19 protein-coding genes and 5 tRNA genes are annotated in these 21,060 nt (G+C 40.0%); 17 read left to right on the top strand and 7 right to left on the bottom strand.

Annotated features, from left to right (window positions below; genetic code table 11):
• The first annotated feature begins 85 nt into the window (after nt 1-85).
• The 6 genes from DVR12_RS21665 (at nt 86) to DVR12_RS21640 (ending at nt 1,980) form a co-directional block, all read left to right on the top strand.
• Nucleotides 86-1,306, top strand: coding sequence for a PepSY-associated TM helix domain-containing protein (locus tag DVR12_RS21665; protein WP_116977897.1), 1,221 nt, complete (start codon nt 86-88; stop codon nt 1,304-1,306).
• 206 nt (nt 1,307-1,512) lie between these two features.
• Nucleotides 1,513-1,585, top strand: a tRNA-Gly gene (locus DVR12_RS21660).
• A gap of 25 nt (nt 1,586-1,610) precedes the next feature.
• A tRNA-Gly gene (locus tag DVR12_RS21655) sits at nt 1,611-1,683 on the top strand.
• Between the two features lie 26 nt (nt 1,684-1,709).
• A tRNA-Gly gene (locus DVR12_RS21650) sits at nt 1,710-1,782 on the top strand.
• 26 nt (nt 1,783-1,808) lie between these two features.
• Nucleotides 1,809-1,881: transfer RNA gene (locus tag DVR12_RS21645), tRNA-Gly, on the top strand.
• A 26-nt stretch (nt 1,882-1,907) separates the two neighbouring features.
• A tRNA-Gly gene (locus tag DVR12_RS21640) sits at nt 1,908-1,980 on the top strand.
• 110 nt (nt 1,981-2,090) lie between these two features.
• Here the strand turns inward: DVR12_RS21640 and DVR12_RS21635 are convergent.
• Both DVR12_RS21635 and DVR12_RS21630 read right to left on the bottom strand, forming a co-directional pair.
• Nucleotides 2,091-3,221, bottom strand: coding sequence for a hypothetical protein (locus DVR12_RS21635; protein ID WP_116977896.1), 1,131 nt, complete (start codon nt 3,219-3,221; stop codon nt 2,091-2,093).
• Nucleotides 3,205-4,179, bottom strand: coding sequence for a DUF2157 domain-containing protein (locus DVR12_RS21630; protein ID WP_116977895.1), 975 nt, complete (start codon nt 4,177-4,179; stop codon nt 3,205-3,207). Before DVR12_RS21630 ends, DVR12_RS21635 begins: the two co-directional genes overlap by 17 nt.
• Nucleotides 4,180-4,241: 62 nt before the next feature.
• Here DVR12_RS21630 and DVR12_RS21625 point away from each other — a divergent pair, with 62 nt between their 5' ends.
• Both DVR12_RS21625 and DVR12_RS21620 read left to right on the top strand, forming a co-directional pair.
• Nucleotides 4,242-5,114 carry an SMP-30/gluconolactonase/LRE family protein gene (locus DVR12_RS21625; RefSeq protein ID WP_158563334.1) on the top strand — a complete coding sequence of 291 codons (873 nt, stop codon included), beginning with the start codon at nt 4,242-4,244 and terminating at the stop codon, nt 5,112-5,114.
• 183 nt (nt 5,115-5,297) lie between these two features.
• A complete protein-coding gene (locus DVR12_RS21620) occupies nt 5,298-5,591 on the top strand; it encodes a GNAT family N-acetyltransferase (protein ID WP_116977893.1) in 294 nt (97 codons plus the stop codon).
• 137 nt (nt 5,592-5,728) lie between these two features.
• Here DVR12_RS21620 and DVR12_RS21615 read toward each other — a convergent pair whose 3' ends face one another.
• Nucleotides 5,729-6,235 carry an OmpH family outer membrane protein gene (locus tag DVR12_RS21615; RefSeq protein ID WP_116977892.1) on the bottom strand — a complete coding sequence of 169 codons (507 nt, stop codon included), beginning with the start codon at nt 6,233-6,235 and terminating at the stop codon, nt 5,729-5,731.
• A gap of 205 nt (nt 6,236-6,440) precedes the next feature.
• Here DVR12_RS21615 and DVR12_RS21610 point away from each other — a divergent pair, with 205 nt between their 5' ends.
• From DVR12_RS21610 to DVR12_RS21575, 8 genes are all read left to right on the top strand, one after another.
• A complete protein-coding gene (locus tag DVR12_RS21610) occupies nt 6,441-7,013 on the top strand; it encodes an RNA polymerase sigma-70 factor (protein ID WP_116977891.1) in 573 nt (190 codons plus the stop codon).
• 29 nt (nt 7,014-7,042) lie between these two features.
• Nucleotides 7,043-7,996, top strand: coding sequence for a FecR family protein (locus tag DVR12_RS21605; protein WP_116977890.1), 954 nt, complete (start codon nt 7,043-7,045; stop codon nt 7,994-7,996).
• 5 nt (nt 7,997-8,001) lie between these two features.
• Complete coding sequence (locus DVR12_RS21600) at nt 8,002-9,834, top strand: STN domain-containing protein (RefSeq protein ID WP_116977889.1); 1,833 nt, start codon at nt 8,002-8,004, stop codon at nt 9,832-9,834.
• A 63-nt stretch (nt 9,835-9,897) separates the two neighbouring features.
• Complete coding sequence (locus tag DVR12_RS21595) at nt 9,898-11,013, top strand: hypothetical protein (protein WP_116977888.1); 1,116 nt, start codon at nt 9,898-9,900, stop codon at nt 11,011-11,013.
• 41 nt (nt 11,014-11,054) lie between these two features.
• Nucleotides 11,055-11,474: a hypothetical protein gene (locus DVR12_RS21590; protein WP_116977887.1), complete on the top strand. Its 420-nt coding sequence runs from the start codon at nt 11,055-11,057 to the stop codon at nt 11,472-11,474.
• A 221-nt stretch (nt 11,475-11,695) separates the two neighbouring features.
• Complete coding sequence (locus DVR12_RS21585) at nt 11,696-14,218, top strand: phosphocholine-specific phospholipase C (RefSeq protein ID WP_116977886.1); 2,523 nt, start codon at nt 11,696-11,698, stop codon at nt 14,216-14,218.
• A 169-nt stretch (nt 14,219-14,387) separates the two neighbouring features.
• Nucleotides 14,388-14,972, top strand: coding sequence for a hypothetical protein (locus tag DVR12_RS21580; RefSeq protein ID WP_116977885.1), 585 nt, complete (start codon nt 14,388-14,390; stop codon nt 14,970-14,972).
• 183 nt (nt 14,973-15,155) lie between these two features.
• Complete coding sequence (locus tag DVR12_RS21575; RefSeq protein WP_116977884.1) at nt 15,156-16,721, top strand: L,D-transpeptidase family protein; 1,566 nt, start codon at nt 15,156-15,158, stop codon at nt 16,719-16,721.
• Nucleotides 16,722-16,757: 36 nt separating this feature from the next.
• Here the strand turns inward: DVR12_RS21575 and DVR12_RS21570 are convergent, their stop codons facing one another.
• The gene (locus tag DVR12_RS21570) at nt 16,758-17,513 is read right to left on the bottom strand and encodes a murein L,D-transpeptidase catalytic domain family protein (RefSeq protein ID WP_116977883.1); all 756 of its coding nucleotides are present in this window, start codon (nt 17,511-17,513) and stop codon (nt 16,758-16,760) included.
• Between the two features lie 313 nt (nt 17,514-17,826).
• Here DVR12_RS21570 and DVR12_RS21560 point away from each other — a divergent pair, with 313 nt between their 5' ends.
• Nucleotides 17,827-18,606: a DNA-formamidopyrimidine glycosylase family protein gene (locus DVR12_RS21560; RefSeq protein WP_116977881.1), complete on the top strand. Its 780-nt coding sequence runs from the start codon at nt 17,827-17,829 to the stop codon at nt 18,604-18,606.
• Here the strand turns inward: DVR12_RS21560 and DVR12_RS21555 are convergent.
• Genes DVR12_RS21555 through DVR12_RS21545 form a run of 3 tightly spaced genes read right to left on the bottom strand, consistent with a single transcriptional unit; the run spans nt 18,595 to nt 21,032 of the window.
• On the bottom strand, nt 18,595-19,332 hold the full coding sequence (locus DVR12_RS21555; RefSeq protein WP_116977880.1) for a DUF72 domain-containing protein: 738 nt from the start codon (nt 19,330-19,332) through the stop codon (nt 18,595-18,597). The two genes, DVR12_RS21560 and DVR12_RS21555, sit on opposite strands and share 12 nt — an antisense overlap.
• Before the next feature lie 5 nt (nt 19,333-19,337).
• Nucleotides 19,338-20,150: an SDR family NAD(P)-dependent oxidoreductase gene (locus DVR12_RS21550; RefSeq protein WP_116977879.1), complete on the bottom strand. Its 813-nt coding sequence runs from the start codon at nt 20,148-20,150 to the stop codon at nt 19,338-19,340.
• A gap of 12 nt (nt 20,151-20,162) precedes the next feature.
• The gene (locus tag DVR12_RS21545; RefSeq protein WP_116977878.1) at nt 20,163-21,032 is read right to left on the bottom strand and encodes a phytanoyl-CoA dioxygenase family protein; all 870 of its coding nucleotides are present in this window, start codon (nt 21,030-21,032) and stop codon (nt 20,163-20,165) included.
• Nucleotides 21,033-21,060: the final 28 nt, after the last annotated feature.

The raw sequence follows: 21,060 nt of genomic DNA, 5'->3' as shown, positions 1-21,060 counted from the left end.
CCCTATCGCGTAAATGATTTTCCTGATCCGATTCCCCCTTTTTGTTGTTATATAAGAAATTTGATGGCTATTTAGTGCTCGGGCCATGTATAATAAAAAGGATCTTGTTCAGAAAAAGAAAGGTAAATCGCTCTTCCGGCTAATTGTGGATAAAACCCACCTCTGGTTAGGATTAGCATCAGGACTTATTGTAATTATAATAAGTCTTACGGGTTGTTTATTCGTATTCCAAAAGGAAATAAATGATGTTTACTACCGTAAGAGCCTGTATGTTACCCCGGAAAGTAAGGCTGTTTTGCCACTGAGTAAGTTGCAACAAGCTGCTCAAGCTGCTTTAGGCCCAGAAAAACCTGTTTTTTATATTACTACGTATCCCGCTCCTGATAAAGCCTGGGAGTTTATGAGCTATAAGGGAAATGATACTGCCCTTACCTATTTTGGAACTGTTGAACACTACGAATCTGTATTAATTAACCCTTATACCGGAGCTGTAACAGGGTATATCGATTATAAGCATAACTTCTTCTCAATCGTAAAATATCTTCACTGGAGCCTGTTATTGAATACTGCTTATGGTCAGCCTATTGTAGGCTGGAGTACTTTCATCTTTGTGATCTTGCTGATAACCGGACTCATAATGTGGTGGCCTAAAAAGTGGAATAAAACCACCCGGGAGCAAAGTTTTAAGATTAAATGGAAAGCCAGTTTCAAACGGGTAAATTACGATCTGCATAACGTATTGGGCTTTTATAGCTTACTTATTGCCCTGGTAATTGCCCTAACAGGTATGGTTTGGGCATTTAAATGGTTTCAGGCAACCGTTTATGTTGCTGCTTCTGGTACAACTCAGGCCCCGGTAGTGCCTGTTACTGAATCCAAACCTATTGAAAGTACTGATAATGAGGCAAATCCACTGGATGTCGCATACGCAAAATCTAAAACTATTCTGGTAGATGCACAACGAATAGCCGTTTATCCTACTACTGCGCCAACAGGGGTGAACAGGATTACGGGATATTACGGCAAGGAAGTCTATTATGGAACAGATGAATTACAATTCGATCGGTATAACGGTGCTTTATTAGGTAGAAGAAATGATAGCCATAAAAACAGAGGTGAGAAACTGATAGACATGAATTACGATATTCATGTGGGTGCAATTGGTGGATTACCGGGAAAAATTATTGCTTTTATTGTTAGTTTAATCTGTACCTCTCTGCCAATTACAGGTTTTTATGTTTGGTGGAACAAGAAGAAAAAGGCAAAAAAGCCAGCAAAACAGGAGGTTAACGTAGCTTATAAATAGAAATTATTACAAAGTCCTATCTTTGAAATCCTTAATAGTACTGTGTTTTGGTAGATTGACTGAAAAATATTTTTGAAAAGTTTTAAAAAGAATTTTGTGTTTTCAGTCCGTTCCCTATCTTTGCAATCCCAACAAAAACGCCTGTAGGCAACACAATCGAAAGATTGTCAATAAGTTGGGAAGTTCTTAAAATCAAAATATTATAAGCGGAAGTAGCTCATTTGGTAGAGCACAACCTTGCCAAGGTTGGGGTGGCCGGTTCGAGCCCGGTCTTCCGCTCATTTTTAAAAGTTCTTAATTCCCTGCGGAAGTAGCTCATTTGGTAGAGCACGACCTTGCCAAGGTCGGGGTGGCCGGTTCGAGCCCGGTCTTCCGCTCATTTTTTAAAAGTTCTTAATTCCCTGCGGAAGTAGCTCATTTGGTAGAGCACGACCTTGCCAAGGTCGGGGTGGCCGGTTCGAGCCCGGTCTTCCGCTCATTTTTTAAAAGTTCTTAATTCCCTGCGGAAGTAGCTCATTTGGTAGAGCACGACCTTGCCAAGGTCGGGGTGGCCGGTTCGAGCCCGGTCTTCCGCTCATTTTTTAAAAGTTCTTAATTCCCTGCGGAAGTAGCTCATTTGGTAGAGCACGACCTTGCCAAGGTCGGGGTGGCCGGTTCGAGCCCGGTCTTCCGCTCAAATAAATAAGAGGCAGTCTTTACAGTGTAGAGGCTGCCTTTTTTCGTTTATAGTGCTGATAAAGGAACAAAAAAGAGGATGCTTTTGGAACATCCTCTCTCAAAATCATTAATACTCTCCAGATGCTCCGCCTCCGCCTCCGCTACCACCTCCAAACTGTACGCCACTATCTTGTTGATTTGCCCCTCCACCAAATGTTTGGGCAATAATTAATCCACTGATATTTAGTTTATCGGCCAACGAAGGTTGTGCAACTGCTTCATAAGTAAACCCATGTTTGGGTTTATGCAAATAACGTATAAGGGCCCACGCCAATGCAATCAGTACAGCACCTGAAATAATCATTGCTGTAGCTAACGGCATCACCGAATAAAAATACCTGATAGTAAGTATAGCAATGGCAATATAAATTAATCCGCTCCTCAATAAAATAACATCCTTTTTCTTTATCCCTAAGTAAATAAAGAGTATTGGCACTATTACAGTAAAACCCCAGAACAGCCATGGAATTGGAACTCCGGATGGAGATAAGGTTTGAATTACATAATAATTTCCTGCCGCATAAAAACTGGCTAAAGCCAGAATTGTAGTTAGCTGAAAACAATCACGATAATGCCTGAACGAAAATTTTTCTGCATTTCTTTTACAAATAAAATATGCTACTAATGAAATGCCCATGATAATAAATGGCAGAATGGCCAGGAATCTGGATTCCAGCAATAAAAAGATAATTGCCAGGAAGGATGTATAAGCAGCGGCGACCATCAATTTGTCGGCATATCTGATAGTGGCAGCTATAGTAACTAAGCAGGTAACAATCGCCAGGTAAATATCATCATGCTTATATAAAAAATACATACTCAGAATGATGGCGCCTGCACCAGCAAGTAATAAGGCATCATCAATCCCGGCTCTGTATATCCTCTTCTCTCTTATCAGCATTTCTAAAAGAAAAATACAACCGGCTCCTACTAAAAATGCAAATGGATATAATATTTCTTCTTTAAAATCATGTGAGAATAAAATCAGGGAAATAAATCCCACCCCAAATAATAGTGCCATCCATGTTAAAACATAAATGCCAATACGGGCAAATAACCCTGGCGTATAAAAATCAACCGGGTTGGCTGTGAGAATGCTATCGTAGGTCGATTGGTCTATATACCCCTGATGCAACGCATTGGCGGCAGTTTCTCTAACCGCCAGGTGATCCAGGGATTCTTTATTGTAAGCGATCATTTTTAAACTTTTTGCTCAGGTAAATTAGGAATATGATTACGGCTACGGCTGATGCAAATAACCAGAAGACTATAAAGGCAAAATCTTTGATTACTTGAGTTACATAAATGAGGAATAAAGCAACCAATGCTATATACTCATAAATGATTGATATCACAAGGAAGTAAAGCGACTGTATTTTATGCGATAGTTTCCATAAATACACGAAAAACAGGGTAATCACTACTGCCCATAGCAGTGAGCTGTTATAACGTTCTATAATGGCCGCCAGACAGGCAATATAAAAGATATTTACTCCAAAGTTTCTATAGGTAAAAGCAAAATGTGCTTTTAGTTGTTTCCTTTCAGAAATTATTGCCAGTGCCAGCAACAATATTCCCAGTACCATCCCTGTATAAACAATTCTGTCGCTGCTAAAATCGTTGGAGCTGAGGATTTTTAAAGGAGTAACTGTTAGCCCCATCCAGGCGGCAAGATTGGTTATTGCCAGTGAGAGTACACCTAAATGATCGAAATAATAAGCTGTAAAAAACAGAACGATCAGTGGAATGGCTGTAGCTAACCCGTATTTTGTTCCGAATACATTGTAGGCAAATTGCAGGTAGCCTATAAACGAAATAAATGTCAGGCAGCCCAGCAGCAACAAATAATCGAAAAACGGACTCGGTGATTCAACCCGCTGCCAGGAGAAAGGGGAGGCCTGTTTATAACAATAAACAAAGCAACCTGCAGTTACAAGAGCCATAGCGGCCAGAATAGCCTGGTGGCTGATACTGTCTAAGTTCTCATAAATCAGGATTCCTAAGCCACTACTTAGTAATAAAACGCCCAGATATAAGATAACCTTTAATTCCCAGTGAAGTGAAAACAGGGGTTGACTGGCGTATGATTTAAAGTTTTGGAGTTGTGAACTATTTAGTTCAGTTTGTTCCTGGTGTTCGGATGGGATTTGATTCATATTCAGTAATGAGTGATCACTGCAATATACAATTTCAACCAGCAAAATTATCTTTGCAGGATATGAAACATTATCAAGCAACTATATTAGCCACGTTGACATCAGAATTAGGAGAAGGTGCATTTTGGTGGGAAGAAAGAAAAAGCTGGTGGTGGGTGGATATTCTGGGCCAAAAAATTTATAGTAAAGACCTGGCAGGGCAATTATACAGTTATGAAGCAAACAGGTATGTTACCATGCTTGTACCAGTAGTGGGTGGAAAGCAATTGCTTGTTGGTACGCATCATGGAGTGGCTTTCTTCTCTCCTGAAGATGGGTTGGGAGAAGATGTTACGGTATTGGATACACGTATTAATGTTAGGTGTAATGATGGTAAATGCGATCCGGCCGGCCGGTTATGGATTGGTACTATGCAGATGCCAGCCGATTCCGGAACTGGCAATCTTTATTGTATCGATGGGAAATCTGCTCCTGAGCATAAATTACAGGGAGTAACTATTTCAAATGGACTGGTATGGATTGGTAAATTGATGTATTATATTGACACAGATACCCGTAAGGTACAGGAATTCGAATATGATAATGAAACCGGAAATATAACTTTCTCCCGGATTGCCGTTGAGATACCTGAAGGTTATGGATGGCCTGATGGAATGACAGCAGATAGTGATGGAAACCTATGGATTGCCCATTGGGGTGGTTTTGGAGTTTATTGCTGGAATCCTGTTACCGGCCAGTTACTGGCAAAGGTAGAAGTACCGGCACCGCATGTTTCTAATTGTGTATTTGGGGGCAATGATCTGGATGAGCTATTGATCACTACTGCAAGGGAGCATATGAATGAAGAACTGATTGCAAAATATCCATTAAGTGGTAGTACTTTCAGGGTTAAGCTTCCTGTTAAAGGGTTATTAGCCAGCTACTTTAAATATTGATAATTTTTGAATCTAATCTAGATCTGGTTTTCTGCTGTTATTTTCGTATATTTGCACTTGTGTCAAGCTATTTTAGGGTATTTTAATACCAATTAGAGCTATCTTATCTCCCTCCTTTTAGGTAGAAGTATGACTTCTCTGACAGCCACTACAATTTAAAAAGAGCAGTGTAAAATAACGATCATGAAGGATTTTGAAATTATTGACAACAAGGAAGCCAGACGTTTTGAAGCTACGATTTCAGGACAGTTGGCTCAGGTAATTTATGAAAGAAATGGTACCCGTATTTTTCTGACTGGGGCTGAAATGTCGCCAGCTTTGGAAAAGCAAGGTATTTTGCCGGCAATGCTGGAAAAAGTGATGCAGGAAATTTCTGCACAAAACATCAGAATGGTACCAACCAGCAAAAAAGTTGCTGACTTTGTGCGAAATCATCCGCAATGGAAATCATTGCTGGCGCACGGACTGCATATATAGTTTGAAACATTTGATATTTAGTTATTTAATTATTTGCCGGCACCAATAATCAAATCATTAGAATGGCGGAAGAAGTGAAAATGAGCCGACAAATAACTAAATAACTAAATAGTTCAAATGTAAAAACGACGCCCTTTCTACTTCAGACCCATTTTCAATTTCACTGCCGGCATCAAATCATCAGATTCTGCGGATACTAAAACCGCTTCTTTGGAGTTATCAATCACAAGCGTGTAGCCTTTCTCGTTAGCTACTGCTTTTAATGTCTTTTTGGCTTTATCCATTATAGGTGCTAATAATACTTTCTCTCTATCTGCCAGGGTTTGACTGGCTTGCTCTCTATAATGTTGAATGTTTTCCTGCGCACTTCGTATTTCTTTTGTTTTAACTTCCAGTAATACCTCATTATGCATTTTGCTGCCCAAGCTGTCTAACTCCTGCATTTTTTTGGTATACTCCTTCACTAATCCCTGCAAATCATTATTGAGTCTTAATTCCATTACGTTTAAACTATCATTCGCCACTTTGGTTTCAGGCATCTGCATGATAAGTTCCTGAAAGTTGATATAACCAGTTTTGCTTTGTGCTACAGCACTGGAAAAGGTGAGTACAGAACTTAGGCCTAACAAATAGAAATATTTCATTGGTATGTTTTATAAAACAATATTAATGGTCGAAATGTGAAATATTTTTTAAGACTTATATAATGTAATGTTAAAGTGTTAAAACGCGGCTTTTTCAAAAATATTTTACACGACGTAGGGGTAAACTTTCCTTAAGGTGTCGTAAAAGAAATATTTTCCCTTGGCAGAAGCTATTATATTTGACATAAGATATCAACCCCCAGGAATGGAATTTATGAATGCCACCGCCACAGCAGTGCAGGAAACCGCGACGCAAACCTTTGAACAAACCTTTAAGACACACTTTAAAGGCATGCACGCGTATGCCTGTACCTTGTTGAAAGACGATATAATGGCCGAAGAAATGGTGCAACAGGTATTCTGTAAGCTATGGGAGAAGGCCGATAAAATCAAGATAAAAGAAAGTATTTCAGGATATCTCTACAGGTCTGTTTATCATGAGTGCATCAACTATTTGCGCCATCAAAAAGTAAAACAAGCACACCAGGAGCATACTAAACATGCTATGACACATCATTATCAAACCGGGCAAGCTTCCGGTAAAGTGATTATGAGTGAGTTACAGCAAAAACTGGATGCCGCCCTGCAAGCCCTGCCCGAAAAATGCAGAACAGTTTTTCAGCTCAGCAGGTTCGAAGAGCTACGATACCAGGAAATTGCCGATAAACTTAATATCTCAGTTAAAACAGTAGAAAACCAGATGGGAAAGGCTTTGAAGTTATTGCGACTTCAATTGGTTGATTTTTTACCTCTACTATTAATTTTGATTCACCTGTAATAAGCTAATAAGTGAAACAATCTGAATATATGAATGACGATTTGTTGGTTAAGTATTTATTGAATACTACCACATCAGCAGAAAATACACAAGTGGAAGCATGGCTCAGGGAAAAAGATGAAAATCGCCGTTATTATGAGCATTTTCAACTGATCTGGAAAGAAAGCCGGCAACTGGCTGCTACCAGTACTGTGGATGAAAATGAAGCATGGAAACGATTTCAAAAAAGAGTGGGTGCCGATGATAATACTGCGAAGATTATTCCAATAACCCCTGCAAAACAAAATGGCTTTGCTCCTCTACTGAGAATTGCAGCTATCATCGTTGTATTACTTGGTGCTGGTACCCTTTGGTTGCTGTTACGCGATCAAAAAACTGTGATCTCTGCTTCACAGCTCGCCGTAAACAGTACATTACCCGATGGTTCAAGTATCACTTTAAACAAAGATTCAAAACTAACTTATGCAAGTGCAAAAAATGTAAGAGAAGTTGCATTAACGGGAGAAGCATTTTTTGATGTGGCTAAAGATGTGAATAAACCTTTTATCATTAAAGTAAATGATATCACAATTAAGGTATTGGGCACATCTTTCAATGTAAAAAATCATAACAACACCACTTCAGTGATTGTAGAATCAGGAGCTGTAGAAGTAAGCAGAGGTAATGAAGTGCTACAGCTTAAACAAAATGAAAGGGCCATCATCGATGCCAGACAATCTATTCAGAAACAATCGAGCACAGATGAACTTTATAACTACTACCGTACTCAATCTTTCGTTTGTAATAATACTCCACTCTGGCAATTAGTAGAGTTAATGAATGAGGTTTATGGTACGAATATCATTATTGCGGATTCAACTAAAAGAGATATTGAAATCAATTCTACATTTTCTACCAAATCACTTGATGAAACATTGAGAGTAATAGGACTTACTTATCAGATCGAAGTAACAAAAACCAACTCTCAAATTTTGTTGAAATAATTATTATGTTATTACCTAAGCCGCTATTTATATGTTTATGTATCTGTATTATAACCATCAACGTACGGGCGCAGAGCATATTGAATAAACCTATTACTGTTACAATAAAGCAGGAAAAATTATCACAGGCATTAAATATTATTTCCAAACAGGGCAATTTCTTCTTTTCATATCTAAGTTCAATATTACCACAGGATAGTGTAGTAGGTATAACAGCAAAGAATATACCTGTTAAACAAATATTAGAGCAGCTATTGGGAAGTGATTATGTATTTAAGGAATCGGGGAACTATATAGTGATACTCCGAAAGTCGATTGGTCAGAATTATTATCTGGTAACGGGGATTGTGAAAGATCGAAGTACCGGAACCCGGCTCGCGAATGTAAGTGTGTACGAACGACAGCAACTTATTTCTACCATAACAAACAACGAAGGCTACTTCAGGCTGCGGCTAAAGGATAAATATCCTGCCGCAGCCATTAGTGTTAGTAGAGACCTCTATGCCGATACCTCCCTGCTATTGCCTGCAGGTAAGGATCAGGAACTGGAATTAACAATAGCCCCGGTTACCTATCAGCTTAAAGTTGTGGATGTTACAGGAAAGCATAATCTTGAAAAGAACTGGTTTGCAAAAGTTTTTATTTCCTCCCGCCAGAAGCTTACGACCCTCAACATAGGCGGTTTCCTGACAGATAAGCCTTATCAGCTTTCATTAACTCCGGGGTTAGGAACCCATGGTAAAATGAGCGGACAGGTAGTGAATAAGTTTAGCTTTAATATGATCGGAGGGTACGCCGCTGGAGTTGATGGAGTGGAAGTAGGTACACTCTTCAATATGGTGAAGAATGATGTGAAAGATGTACAGGTTTCCGGCTTTATCAATGTGGTAGGAGGTAAGGTAAATGGAGTACAGGTTGGTGGTTTTCATAACAATGTAGGAGATTCATTAACAGGAGTACAGGTAGCAGGATTTAGTGATATCATTCGGGGAAGTATGAAAGGGGTTCAGGTAACCGGGGTAGCAAGTACGATTTATGGAAATACGAACGGAGTACAGTTAAGCGGCGCTTTCGGTATTGTAAAAGGTTCGGTAAATGGAATGCAGGTAGCAGGCGTTTTTACCACCGGGCCGGTTGATGTATCCGGTGCCCAGGTTAGTGGTGCCTTTAACCTTGCAAAAGGCAATATACTTGGTGCACAAGTTAGTGGGGCCGTTAATATTGCTGATGGCAATGTATCCGGAACACAAATCAGTGGATTGGCAAACATTGGGAAAAATAATGTAAATGGCGCTCAGATCGGATTGTACAATTTTGCTCATCGGCTAAAAGGTGTTCAGATTGGGATTTTTAATATTGCTGATACCTCTGAAGGTATTAGTTTGGGATTGTTAAGTATTGTTAGAAAAGGGTATAAGAAAGTTGATTTATTTAGTACAGATATTCTTCCTTTCAATATTGCATGGAAGAGTGGTAATCGAACTGCCTATAGCATTCTTACTGGTGGTATTAATACGAAAAGCCAGCCTTTAATTTCTGCCGGCTATGGTATCGGAAATGAGCTTTTATTAAAAAATCAATGGACACTAAATACGGAGCTTATTTACAATACCTTATTTCAGGTAGGAAGCAAATCCCCTGCTCATCTTATATCTCTGCGACCATCCTTTCGCTGGCAATGGTCTAAAAAGCTGGGCTTGTTTGCCGGTCCGGCTTTTATTTTGAGTTTGCCTGCTGATGAAAGCAATTGGCAATATAAATCGGGATACCCTAATATTCGTTTAGGCGATAAGGTTAGTAGCTGGTTTGGCTGGCAAGCCGGAATAACACTCTTTTAAAATTCTTAGTAGGGGTAATGAATTAGATAGGTGTCGTAATACTATAAGAAAAAGCGACACGACATGAGAGTATCTTATTTATTACTATTGTTATTCACAACGGTTAGTAAACTACAGGCGCAGGATTCCAGTGCGCATCCAATTAATTTAGGATTGGTCTATCCCTTAAGTGTATATGGGAAAAATGCAGCGAATCAAACAGACAGAGTATCTGTTTTTGCTATTGCAGGTGTCTCCAAATCTACTACAGCAGTAGCTATTGCAGGGGTAAGTAATGTAATCAAACAAGTAGGCACCGGTGTGCAGGTGGCCGGTTTTTCAAATCATATAGGCACTACCTGGCATAGCGCAACGGTAGCCGGGTTTATGAACCAGGTTAAATCACATGGCGATGGAGCTATGGTGGCCGGATTTATGAATTCGAGCGTTAGCTTCCGGGGTATTCAGGTTGCAGGTTTTGCAAACTTTGTAAAGAAAGAAGTTTATGGTTCTCAGGTTGCTGGTTTCATGAACGTAGCAAAACTAAATAGTACTGTTCAGGCAGCTGGTTTTCTGAATTCAGGTTCTAAAGCAAATGTACAGATCGCAGGATTTTGTAATAATGCTGATGAAGCAAGTGTACAGGTAGCAGGGTTTATAAACAAGGCACATAAGGTAAAAGGAGTGCAGGTGGCAGGATTCATCAATATTGCTGATAGTAGTGATTACCCGATTGGAATAATCAACATTGTGAAGGGGGGAGAACGACAAATTAGTGTAAGCATTGATGAAACAGCTACAGTGATTGCTGCCTTTAAATCGGGTGGCCGTTACTTATACGGAATACTGGGAGCAGGATATAATGTAAAGGAAAGCGAAAGCCTATATGCATTGCAAGCCGGGGTTGGAGCCAATGTATTTTCTTTACCAGTAGCACGTTTGAGGGTAGAAGCATTAAGCACTATGATGACATCATTCAAGGGCGATTATTACAACCGGATTTCACTGAATGTTTTTCCGTCTGTGCATGTAGGTAAGAGAATTGAAATATTTGGTGGTCCAACTTTCAATTGGTTATTTACCGAGAACGGATTGGGGATAGATTTACGCAAACACTATTTATGGTCTGAAACGTATAAACATGATCGTTTCCGTGCATTATACGTAGGAGTTAGTGGTGGAGTAGCCGTAAAGATTTAAATGGCATTGTATTTGGTAATTGCTTACAAAAGAGTCTTAATATGAAAACATGGCTTTACCTTCCACTACTCTTACTAGTAGGGTTTATAACCCCGTCGTGTAAGAAAACTTACAATGAAGTTGTGATCCCCAATCAAACAATCCTTGTTGATGCAAAAACCAGTGATTGGGTGTACAGTAGCATAGATCAGACCTACAATTTTGCTGTTAGCGTACCTGAACTGAATAATGTAAATCAGTTGGATGGAGTGATCGTTTCAATGGCAAGATTTCAGGCAAACTCCAATGCAACACCGCAGGAATTTGAAATGCTACCACAGGTTTTTGCAAATCAATCCTACAATGTATTGCACGACAATGCAAATGTTTTTGTACAAATCAAAGGAATTAACGGAGTGGCCTCCGCGCCTCCTCCTACTACCGTAAGAATTAAAATTGTGTTGATTCCGTCTGCACAATAAGCCTTACCATTTCTCAATATATACAACGGGCCTTCTGCTAAATGCAGGAGGCTTTTTTGTTTATACTACTTGAGCTAAAAATGGCTGATAACAATAATATAACGGTCCATTCATCACAAGTATTTATGTATAGCAATTGTTTTTTATTATTTTTCATTCTATCGAATTGCTTTCGCCAACAGAAAGTTCTAAACTGATCGTGAACAATCAACATCAAAATAATGGATAACAGAAGAGAGTTTTTAAAAAAGGCAGCCTTATTATCTGGTGCTGCCGGCGTATTTAGTGCATTGCCCGCTTCTATTCAACGCGCAATGGCTATCGATCCCCAACCTGGAAGTACGTACCTGGATGCAGAACATATTGTAGTCCTGATGCAGGAAAACCGGTCGTTCGACCATTGCTATGGAACCCTTCGGGGTGTCAGAGGATATAACGATCCTCGGGCTATCCAATTAGCCAATAAAAACCTGGTTTGGTTACAAAGTAACGCCAGGGGCGAAACGTTTGCCCCATTCCGCTTAAACATAAAAGAAACAAAAGCTACCTGGATGAGCAGCTTGCCGCATTCATGGACCAACCAGGTAGATGCCCGCAATAATGGAAGATATGATCAATGGTTACTGGTAAAACAATCTGGAAACAAGGATTGGGCTCCAATGCCCCTTACCCTGGGATATTACGACCGTCAGGATATTCCTTTCTATTATTCAATGGCCGACGCATTTACAGTTTGTGACCAGAATTTCTGTTCATCCCTTACCGGTACTACCCCCAACAGGTTATATCTGTGGACCGGTACCATTCGTGATGAAAAGAAAGCAAATGTCTGGAACTCAGATGTAGATTATGATAAGGAAGCTAGCTGGACAACCTTCCCGGAACGACTGGAAGACAATAACATCTCCTGGAAAATATATCAGAATGAGCTTAGTATCACCGAATTGGAAGGAGACAAAGATGGTTGGCTGGCCAATTTTACAGATAACCCTATTGAATGGTTTTCGGCCTTCAATGTAAAGTTCTCTAAAGGCTATAAATTATTCCTCAACCGAAAAATAAAGGAACTGCCAGGTGAAATTGCAGCCCTGGAAACCCAGGTGAAATCGGTAAGCGGTGAAGAAGCCACCAAACTTCAAAAGAAATTACAATCTGCTAAAGATGAATTAGTTACCTGCAAAAGAGACCTGGAACAATTTACTGCAGCTAACTTTGCCAAGCTTTCCAAACGCTCACAAAACCTGCACAATAAAGCCTTTACAACCAACGAAAAAGATCCGGATTACCACGAACTGGAAACTTTATCATATAAAGATGGAGATACCGACCGTACAATTCAGATACCCAAGGGCGATATTTTCCACCAATTCAGAACAGATGTTAATGAAGGCCAGTTACCAACAGTTTCCTGGTTAGTAGCACCAGCCGAGTTTTCCGACCACCCTGGTTCGCCTTGGTATGGCGCCTGGTATGTATCTGAAGTATTGGATATTCTTACCAGGAAAGAAGAAGTCTGGAAGAAAACAATATTTATCCTTTGCTATGATGAAAATGATGGATATTTCGATCACGTGCCTCCATTTGTAATACCTCACCGCCCGGGTACAGGTAAAGTATCGGCAGGAATCAATACACAAGAGGAGTATGAAACGAAAGAAGAGGAAATTTCCAAAAAGTATATAAGCAGTAGAGATATCCGTGAAAGTTCTATCGGTTTGGGATACCGGGTACCGTTATTAATTGCTTCTCCGTGGAGCAGAGGTGGATATGTCAACTCACAGGTTTTTGACCATACTTCTATCCTGCAATTCATGGAGCATTTCCTGCAGCATAAAACAGGAAAACCAATTAAAGAAACAAATATCACTAACTGGCGCAGAACTGTCTGTGGTGACCTGTCTTCAGTTTTCCGTCCTTTTAATGGAGAGAAGATTGATTTACCATTTTTGGGAAGAAATGAGGTGATCGAAAGCATTTACAATGCGAAGTTCAAAAAGCTGCCGGACGGCTTTAAATCTCTTTCACCAGCCGAAATTGCAGAGATTAATCAACATCCCGAAAATGCAGAATGGATGCCTAAGCAGGAGCCTGGCACCCGTGTTGCCAATGCATTGCCATACGAATTGTATGTAAACGGAAAGCTGAGTGCCGATAAAAAATCGTTCGATATTCAGTTTAGTGCAGGAAACAAGGTATTTGGAAAGAAGGCAGCCGGATCACCATTCAACGTATATGCACCAGGTAACTATCGCCAGGAAAACGGGCAAACAGAAACTTTACGTGCATGGTCTTATGCTGTAAAAGCAGGAGATAAATTGAAGGATTCCTGGCAGCTGCAGGAGTTTGGCGATGGACATTATCATCTCAGAGCTTATGGGCCGAATGGTTTTTACAGAGAGTTTATAGGCGATGAAAAAGATCCTCAGGTTGCAATCGTGTGCGGTTATCAACCTTCCTTAACACGGAGTGATAAACTTACCGGAAGTATTGAATTGAAGATTTCCAATCAATCTGCCAAACAAGTGACGGTTAAGGTGAAAGACCTGGGTTACAAGAATTCCGAACTAACCAAAACTATTGCACCTAATGCCACAGCTACAATGGTATTGGATTGGTCGGCCAGGCATGGTTGGTACGATTTCGCTGTAACTGTTAACGGCAGTGCATTATTTTCTCAGCGCTTTGCCGGTAGAGTTGAAACTGGAAAAGAAAGTGTTAGCGATCCGTTGATGGCAAGAAGTTAGGAATCTTAGTTATTTTATATAAAAAAAGCTATTGTTATTAAAACAATAGCTTTTTTATTTTTGTTAATATTTCATATTTTGTATATTGAAATTATTGCAGAAGTGAGCCCAATATCTAATCATTACTTTCAATAAATCAGATTACTTAACTACCAAAATCTTCTTTAATATGAAATTTATCTGCCGTCACCTCCCTACACTCCTTGTTTTTTCATTTGTTTTTGCCTTGGCTGCCTGTTCAAAAGATGGGGCTCAGGGGCCAGCAGGCCCAGCGGGAGCTCAGGGACCAGCAGGTTCTGCCGGTGCAGCAGGCCCCAAAGGAGATCCGGGTACTGCCAATGTTATTTATTCAACATGGCAAAACGTACTGTTCGATTCTACCTTTATAAAAAATGGTAAAGATTCCGTTTGGTCTGGAGAATATGAAGGGTATATTTCTGCACCTAAACTCACAGCAGACATTCTGACCTCAGGTAGCGTTCATGTATATATGAATTTCGGTACTGCTTCTAATCCGGTAATTGCTCCCCTTCCATATGTAGCAGATTCGGTATATATTGGAAACATAGCAGCTAAAGGTGTTATAGGTATTTTTGCAAATGTAGATGCCAGTTCATATTATGTTGGAAATAATCAGACAGATATCTATTTCCAATATCGTTATGTAATCGTTCCTGGTGGAGTAGCAGCTCGTAGCGCTATTAACTGGAAAGACTATAATGAAGTGAAAAAAGCACTTAACCTGAAAGATTAGGTTATCATTCACAACGGTAATATGCAAGGGCTGTCTCTACAATGTAGAGATAGCTTTTTTTATGCCAATAAAGATGTTGAGTAATATGCCCGCATTGTATCTTCACAGCAACGTCTGTACCTTAAAATAGCCCTATAAACATATGGTTGCCCCGTCGGCTTTTTATTTGATAGTTAGTTTAATATGAGGAGATTACTATTGTTTGCGCTCACAGGATTGTTGGCCTGTGATGCCCCGCCAAGCCCTGCAGCAGATCCCGTTGTTACTGAAGTTCGTAAGGTAGAGATTACCCCCCGTAATACCAGTATCACTAAGGAAAATGCCTATAACAATTTATTCCTGGACAGTGCCAGGATTGCTAAATTCATAAGCGAGCAGCATTTAGACCCTGAAACCACAGACAGGATGTGGAGCTTCTATAATGCCCGAAACTATGAATATGCATGGCTCGATAGTTTGGGAGCCGTGGAACAGGTGGCTGCTTTTAGAAGTCTGTATACCTATAGTAAAGACAGCAGCAGCAACAAAACCCTGGACCGGCAAATAGATGCCCTGGTAGATGATGACGACATGCAGGTTACAGAGAATAACCAGGCTATGATGAATACGGAATTACAGTTAACTCTCCGCTTAATTAATCATTTTAAAGTAACCAACGGAAGTATTGAACAGTTGGAGCATATGATTCCTGCCCAAAAGTATCCGGTTATGGTACTGGCAGATTCTATGTTGCTGGTAAGTAATGAAGAGTTTCCGGCAGTTGCTCCTATGAAGGAGCCATTAAGAGCGTATATGCAGTACGTTAAGAATGGTGGCTGGAAAACAGTTTCTTCTGTTAAATCACTCCGCAAAGGGCAATCATCTCCCGAAATTCCTGCTATCAAAAACAGATTACAGATGACAGGAGAATTACAACAAAACGACAGCACTGCCTTATTCAATGAAGAACTGGAGAATGCCGTGAATAATTTCCGCGAAACGCATGGTATGTCGCAGAATGGAGTGATCAACGATTCGGTGATCCGACAGATGAATGTACCTGCAGATAAGCGGCTGGCCCAGATATTAGTGAATATGGAACGTATGAAATGGATGCCCCCAACACCGGAAGGCCGGATGATTCTGGTGAATATCCCCGCGTTTACATTACATGCCAGCGAGGGGTCCAGAAAGCTGTTCGATATGCCAATTGTTGTGGGAAAAGAAGGGCATAGCACTACTATGTTTGCAGGTTTCCTAAACCAGGTAGTTTTTAGTCCTTACTGGAATATTCCACGGAGTATTGTAAGGAAGGAAATACTGCCTGCAATGAGTCGAAATCATGGATATCTGGCTTCCAGAAATATGGAAATAACTGGCCATGCAGGCGGACTACCGGTAATCAGGCAAAGGCCCGGTGCTCGCAATGCTTTAGGTAGGGTAAAATTCCTGTTTCCTAACAGCTATAATATCTATTTTCATGATACGCCCGATAAAAGCCTGTTTCAGCGCGATAACCGGGCGTATAGCCATGGGTGTATCAGGCTGAAAGACCCGGTAGATATGGCTAAATATGTATTGGATGATGCGCCTGAATGGACAGATGATAAAATAGATGCTGCCATGAAGAGCGGAAGGCAGCGTTTTGTACCGGTAAAACATCCGGTTCCGGTAATTATTACCTACTATACAGCATGGATGCAGGATGGGGCCCTACATTTTGCAGATGATGTATACGACCATGATACCAGGTTTCTGAGTAAGCTATAAAAAAAGAGCGAAGATCATCTTCGCTCTTTCAATAAGTTAAATTCTTTGCGGCTCTGAATAAAATTTAGTGCTTGATGCATAATTTTTATCCGGGCTGTATAAAAATAAACAGGAACCGTTGCTGATTTTCTGAATCACCTTACGATGAATATTTTCCGGAATAGCAGGACAGCCGAGGCTGCGACCTATATACCCCTGAATTTTGCCCAGTGCTTCATTTACATAACTGGCACTGTGAATTACTATACCCCTTGCCAGTGCATTATCATTGATACCAGCTTCTTCACCAATCAGGCGAAGAGACAGGCCATGTTCACCATTATAGGTATTGGCTGTTGTATAGAATCCTAAACTGCTCTTAAAGCTGTTCATAGCATTGGAGAAAGCATTCGCCATCTCTTTGCCACTGTTTCTTCCATGAGAAACTAATGTGTTAAACAATAACAACTTGTTCTTTAAGTCAATTACAAATAAACGCTTCTTTGTACTAGGCAATGAAAAATCGATAATGGATACTACATCCGGATTTTTAAGTTTACCCTGCTCCTTCAAGCGGTTATAACCAACCATTGCCCGGTCAAAAGCCTCCTTCGACAATCCGGCTGAATCCAGGCGCATGTTGTCGTATAAACTTACTTCAATTTCCGATGAATCTGTTTTAACAACATCACCAGTTGGCCGAATTGCGGCGGTTGACTGTTCTGTTGACGTTAAGGATGTAACTAAAAATGCAAAAAGGCAAGTTGTAATAATTAATACTAACGGTTTTAAAATCGTTTTCTTCACTCTCATACTCACACACCGTATTTTTAGGTTTAATAAAAAAGGCACAGATTGTAAATATAACGTGTTTTATGTTATAACATGCTTTGAAATGCTTGTTGGAGGCCGCTTCAGCCTTAGTTTTAACGACTTGTTCACATACCTGAAAAAAGATTATATCTACATTTTTCCACAAATTGGGATATTAATAAAAGGAATATATTTATGGAATAATGTAATAGCCACTGTAACCAAGTATAGTAGTAAATTTATCAAACTATGGCATTGCTATTATAGTTAGAAAAGATGTTAATTATTTGTTTTTTAACTAATCATAAATATTATGCCTGAGCTACCAGATTTAGAAGCGTACCGGACCAATCTATTGAAGAAGCTGCATCACAAAAAGCTACAATCAATTACGGTAGAAAATACCCGAAAACTCACAACTCCAGCCGCTACATTGCAAAAAGCACTGGTTGGGCAGCCTTTGGAAAGTATTGATCGTGTTGGGAAAACACTGCAATTCAAATTTGGCAATGGGCATGTATTGGGTATGCACCTGATGTTGCATGGAAAGCTATATTTCTTTAAAGACCACAATACCGAAAAGTATCCTATTGCTACCTTATTGTTTGATGGTGGTACTGGTCTGGTATTAACAGACTGGCAAAGCGCCGCTCATATTATGTTGGATCCAGAAAATAAGACGGCTCCGGATGCTTTCGATAAAGCGTTCTCAGAAATCTATCTAAAGGATTTACTTTCTAAAAAACGGGTTACTATAAAACAGTTTCTCCTGGATCAGGATAATGTACAGGGCATAGGCAATGCTTATGCAGATGATATATTATGGGATGCCCGCATCAGCCCCTTCTCGATCTGCAATAAAATTCCTGCGGCCGCTGTAAAAAAGCTCTATAAATCGATTCATGATGTGCTTACAAAAGCAGAAAAAAATATTTTGAAAAGTGAGCCCGATATAATCAACGGAGAAGTACGCGATTTTATGTTGGTACATAATAAGAAGCTGAAGGAAAGTCCAACAGGCGCTGCTATTGAAACAAGTTCACAAAAAGGACGAACAACATATTATACTGCAGAACAGCAGCTATTTGAGTAATGAAATTAGGCTGCTGGCATTTTTTACAGCATAACCATGTCCATCATTATTGAAGAATGCCCAGATCTGATGACCTTGCTGTTTCCATTTCTTAATTTTTTCGGCAAAGCTATTTAATTGCTGACTTGTATACCCGGTGCCAAAACTCCCATCGGGTCCATGATATCTGATATATACATGCCTGGCAGTTACAATTTCAGCACCAGGCCATCGATTGCCTGAATAAGAGATAACCCAGGCTATTTTATAACGTTTCAGGATGTTTGTAGCTGCATCGTTCATCCAGCTGTCGTGCCTGGCTTCTAGTGCAAACTTATACCCTTTGTAGGTACCTGTTAGGGTTGCCAGGAAATTTTCCAGCCTGTCTTTATCGAAATGCATGTTAGGGGGTAACTGGATCAGAACAGGACCTAATTTTTTCTGAATCTGATCAAATACATCAAAGAATTTCGGGAGGGTAGATTCCGGTTCCAGCAACCGTTTCATATGCGTAATATATCTGCTGATTTTGGGGCAGAAACGGAAACCATTAGGAACTGTCTCCGTCCAGGTTTTAACTGTTTTAGCGGCAGGTAAATGATAGAAGCTGGTATTGATTTCTGTGACCTTAAATGTTTTTGCATACCAGGAAAGATATTCAGTAGGTTTCAGGTCATCGGGGTAGAAGATTTTCCGCCAGTGGGGATAACTCCACCCCGATGTTCCGATATATATTCCAGTTAGCATCTTTTTTAGGAAGGCAGCGCAAATGCTGTTCCTGAAATAGGTTTGGGCTCGTATATGCCTGCGGCGATCTTTTCTACAAATAGCTTAGGAAAGAACTTTGGAAGCCATGCATTGAGCTTATTGGTGAACCCCGGTACTATTTCAGCTTTTCCTTTAAACAATCCATCAATTGCTATCTGAGCTACTTTTTCCGGAGTCATGTTAAATCTGTCTGCAATTCTTCGGGTGCGTTGCCCCATTCTTGCCCTGTTTACAAAATCTGTATCAGTGCTACCCGGACTTAATGCACTAACAGAGATATTGGAGTTTCTCAACTCATATCTGAGCCCTCTGGTAAAAGAGAGTGCAAAAGCTTTTGTAGACGCATAAATATTCAGATATGGAACTGTTTGATAAGCTGTTGTACTCGCAAGGTTTAGCAGGTAAGCTTTAGGAAATTTGCGTAATACGGGGATGTAAATATAGGATAGTCCAACCTGGGCTTTTACATTTACATCAATTATATTAAACTGTTCTTCTAATGTGAGATGTTCGAACGCTCCGTTTATTCCATATCCTGCGTTATTTACGACCACTGTCAACTGGTCGTGGTACGGATTGGTCCATGCCTGAATTTTTGATAAAGCTCCGGGTGCAGACAAATCCTGATGAAGTATAGCTACCTCGATCTGATGTTTTGCAGCTAGTTCGTTCGCTGTTTTTTCGAGATTATCTTTGTCAATATCTATCAGCAATAACTGATATTTTTTTTCTGCTAAAACAGCGGCAATGGCTTTGCCTATTCCTTTGGCTGCACCTGTAACTAAGGCAACTGACATAATAAAATTGATTTAAGATTTTACGATTGCGGATTTAGCATTAGTCCATTGAGGTTTGCCTCCGTATAAATATTGTTTAAGACTTGCAAGCTTGTGATAGAAAGGAGTTGGGCTGTTTGCAGTTTTGGGCTGATAGGCTCCGGTGATGATTGGAATATACATCACCCTGCGACGGCTTTGTTCTCCTACATATGGCGATTGTTGAACACGGTGCCATAACCTGCCATCATGCACTGTGAGGTCTCCTGCTTCGATATCAAAGCCTATTTCATTTTTGTCGGGATCGTTGTCAATAAAATATTTCTTTCTAAAAAATAATTGTAAAAGGCTTTGCTTATGTGTTCCGGCTAATACTCGTAAGCCCCCATTTTCTTTAGGGCAATTATCGAGATGGATACCTACATTAAGCATTGGTAAGATGCGTGAACCAAGGAATAAATCCCGTGGGCTGTCTGTATGCCAGCCCAATTGTTTGAACTGACTATCGGAGCTGTTGACATAGTGATTAACAACCAGGCCGTCTTTTTCATTGTCTCCGATCCTCCCGGTATAAGGCCCTAATAATGAAAGTAAGCTTTGCAGGCGCTGGTCTTTCAACAAGTCTTTTAAAGTATTGCTATAATGAGAAGCAAAGGCAATACGCTGAATCAGCGGACTGCCATCTACATCTGTTCCAAATTTTAGAGGTATACCATTTACTTTCTGGATATTGTTTTGTAATAAATGATCCTGTACCTGTTGTACTTCCCGTATAATGGTTGATAATTCATTGTGCTTTAAGAAGCCTTTGAATTGAATTACACCATATTGTTGAAACCAGTATAAATGTGTAGCAGTGATTCCATCGTTTAGATGGAAAACGGGTTGGTTAATCGTTTTCATGACGATAATAATTTAAAGTTGGAGTAAA

The sequence above is a fragment of the Chitinophaga silvatica genome (genome assembly GCF_003419895.1).
Lineage (GTDB): Bacteria > Bacteroidota > Bacteroidia > Chitinophagales > Chitinophagaceae > Chitinophaga > Chitinophaga silvatica.
Note: the sequence above shows the minus strand (reverse complement) of the source record. Positions and strands in the feature narration are given on the sequence as shown.